The following is a 3,510-nucleotide window of genomic DNA, read 5'->3' on the forward strand; positions in this document are numbered from 1 at the left end:
GCTTCCTGGAACTCGCTCATATTAATGGAGATCAGATTCTGCTCGCCGCCATAAAGCGTCTCAGCCAGCGCCAGTGCCGTCTCGGTCTTGCCCACGCCACTGGGGCCGCAAAGCAGGAAAACACCTACCGGTTTATTCGGATCAGTAAGGCGGGCACGAGACGTCTGGATACGGCGAGTGATGGCATCGAGCCCATCTCGCTGGCCGATCACGCGCTTTTCCAGCGAATCGGACAACTGCAATACCGAACTGGCCTCGTCCTTGACCATACGACCAACAGGAATACCCGTCCAGTCTGCCACGACAGCGGCAACCGCGTTGGCGTCCACCGAAGGAAAAATCAGCGGCGCTTCACCCTGCTGGGCTTCCAGTTGCTCCTGCACTTGCCGCAGCGCGGTCAGCGTCTCGTTACGCAGTTGCTCGCTGGTGTCTTCATCACGCAATACCTGACGCAACTCAAACAACCTGGCTGCCAGTTCCTGTTCGGTACGCCAGTTTTCTTCCAACTGGCCCAGCTTGTCACGTGCCGCCACCAGGTCGCTGTCAATGTTGGCGATGCGTGCCTCGCTGCCAACGCCCACCTGCAATTCCCGCTGCGCAATATCGCGCTCGATCTGCAGATGTTCTATGCGCCGCCGGCAATCCTCTACCGCCGGCGGCTGGGCGTGCTGGCTGACCGCTACGCGGGCGCAGGCCGTATCAAGTAGCGCAACAGCCTTGTCCGGAAGCTGGCGTGCCGGGATATAACGGTGAGACAGTCGCACGGCTGCATCAATCGCTTCGTCCAGAAGCAGTACCTGATGATGCGACTCCAGCCTGCCAGCCAGGCCGCGCAACATAATTAGCGCGCGGGCTTCGGCCGGTTCGTGCACCTGCACCACCTGAAAGCGGCGCGTAAGGGCAGGGTCTTTTTCGATGTACTTCTTATATTCCGCCCAGGTCGTGGCGCCGATCGTGCGCAACTGACCGCGCGCCAGCGCGGGCTTGAGCAGGTTGGCCGCGTCCCCGGTACCGGCCGCCCCACCTGCGCCAATCAAGGTATGGATTTCATCTATAAACAGCACAATCGGCTTTTCACTGGCCTGCACCTCGTCAATAACCTGGCGCAGTCGCGATTCAAATTCTCCTTTCATGCTCGCGCCGGCAGACAACAGCCCGATATCCAGCAGATACAGCGACACCTCGCGCAGCGACGGCGGAACATCGCCGCTGGCCAGCCGCAGCGCCAATCCTTCAACTACGGCTGTTTTGCCGACGCCGGCCTCGCCGGTGAGCAACGGATTGTTCTGGCGACGGCGCATCAGGATATCGACAATCTGCCGAATTTCTTCATCGCGACCGGATACCGGATCAATTTCATTGTTGCGCGCCCGGGCGGTCATGTCTACCGCATACTGTGCCAACGCAGACTTGCCGCTAGCCCCGGCAGCAGGCGCTGTTGCGCCACTCTCTGACAAAGCCGCGCTGTCCTGCTGTTCAACAGAGTCCCTGACAATGGCAGGCAGATTATCGGCCAGCACATCCGGTGTAATTTTCTTGAATTCAGATGAAATACCGTAAAGCACATTGCGCAGCGAATGAGTCTTGAGAATGCCCAGAACCAGATGCGCACTGCGGATACGCGCTTCGCCATACTTGAGCGAACCGTATACCCAGGCGCGTTCGGTTGCGTTATCCAGATGCTCTGACAGATCGGAAACCGACGAGGCGCCCCGCGGCAACTCGTCCAGGGTGGCGACAATGCCGCGCTCCAGCTGATCGGGATTAAGTTCGAAATAACGGATGATTTTCTGCAGATCGCTGTCATGCTCGTGCATGATCTGATGAAGCCAGTGCACCAGTTCCACATGCGGGTTCCCGCGGAGTTTACAAAATGCCGTGGCCCCTTCCAGGGCGCGGTACAGCAGGGTGTCGAGTTTTCCAAAGAGATCGCTGCGATTAATTTCAGACATAGTTGTTTGTTTTGCTTGCTGTCATTTGTGAATAGAAAAGCGTAGCCGAAAGATATGACCTGCCTGTGAAAATGATGTCCTGTATGTTACGTGTATCCGCAAAGGTTTTCGAACTCTAAAGTTTTGCCAAATGTAAGCGCGCCGATCCGGCCATCACATGGAGCCTGCCGCAGCAAGAATTGGTATAGCCCGCCATCAGCCGTTACACTGACGCAGACACAATCAGCATCATGGGGCGCTCCAGCTCCTCTGCCAGTTGTGGCAACTGCTGAATCTGTTGGGCGGTGGGCGCAAACTCCTGAACCGCCTGAATGCGAAAGCCCGCAGCAATAAGGGCGTTCAATGTCGTGCCGATTGTCCTGTGATATTTCAGTACGCCGGTAGCAAACCAGTCCGTTCGGCGCTCCCCTTCCCGGGCGTATCCGCTGACCGGCCAGGTTTTGCGGCCCTGCTCATCACTGATCCAGTGGGGGTCGGTAGCGGCCATGTAGATCGGATGCTCAATCGAGAAGACCAGGTGCCCGCCTGGCTGCAGGCACTTATGGATCTCGTGCACAAGGCGATCAAAATCCTGCACATAGTGAAAAGTCAATGCACTGTAGGCAACATCGAAACTGGCCGGAGCAAGCACCAGGGTGTCCAGATCGGCGATCCGATATTCGATTGCTGCATCTGCAGTGTCTGCCCTGGCGCGCTGAATCATGTTCCGTGACAGGTCCAGCCCCAGCACCGAGCGCGCACCCTGCTGGCGAAACCAACGTGCGGTCCAGCCGAAGCCGCAACCGAGATCGACGATCCGTTTTCCGGCCGGATCGGGCAGCAGGGTCCGGATCGCAGGCCATTCCGGCGCCCCCTTCAGGCCAAGGACCTGCCGGGGCAATTGAATATAGCCGGCGAAAAAATCAGGGTCATCGTAAATGTTTTGTGCCATTTATCCCTCAATGCACTGGAACATGGCGCTTTTGCGCACTTGCCGGCATGCCGCCCACAGCGTTGCCGTCGGTTTAATCAGACACCTGGTCTGTTGCAATGGCGCGGCCCAAATCCAGCGACAGGGAACAACCAACGACAATAGAACAAGTGCAATAGAACGATTGCGATAAAACAGTTGTATTAATACGTTCGTATTACAGCAGCGGCAACAGCGTGCAGCCATGGACGTGGCGCAATCGTTCGGCGTGCTCATCATGCCGGCGTACGCGGGGGCGGACGGCGTACCTATACCGGCGCTGCAGTACCGGCGCTGCAGATATGGCTTTGTTTTCCGTATCTGATATTATCTGGATTGCAATTTGTCACCTTACACAATATTAAGCTTTCAGGTACACTGGCTGCAACCGCCATGTCATTTCACCAAGATATCTTATACACCTTTTGACAGGTACCACAACCGCATGGATACACCTTCGGATCCTGTGACCCCGACCAATACGCTGCCGCCGGACTTCTGGCAGAAGCTTGAAGCGGACCCCTATCGTTTCGGTCTGTATCATGTGCTGCGCTGGCTGGACGCACGCAGCGGCACACGCAAGCCGCTGGGCCGCGATTCGCTGCCCTC

At 57.3% G+C, this 3,510-nt stretch carries 2 protein-coding genes; both read right to left on the reverse strand.

From position 1 onward, the window contains the following. Positions 1-1,952: type VI secretion system ATPase TssH (tssH, locus tag ACTIKR_RS20455; protein ID WP_442328886.1), on the reverse strand; the 1,952-nt coding region annotated here is incomplete at its 3' end. Positions 1,953-2,154: 202 nt separating this feature from the next. Continuing rightward, positions 2,155-2,883, reverse strand: coding sequence for a class I SAM-dependent methyltransferase (locus ACTIKR_RS20460; RefSeq protein WP_442328887.1), 729 nt, complete (start codon positions 2,881-2,883; stop codon positions 2,155-2,157). Positions 2,884-3,510 lie beyond the last annotated feature (627 nt).

The organism is Advenella sp. (assembly GCF_052108595.1).
Taxonomy (GTDB): Bacteria; Pseudomonadota; Gammaproteobacteria; order Burkholderiales; family Burkholderiaceae_B; genus Advenella.

Bases quoted from the DNA above. Each gene is read 5' to 3' on its own strand.
- ACTIKR_RS20460 (WP_442328887.1), bottom strand. From the start codon at position 2,883: ATGGCACAAAACATTTACGATGACCCTGATTTTTTCGCCGGCTATATT.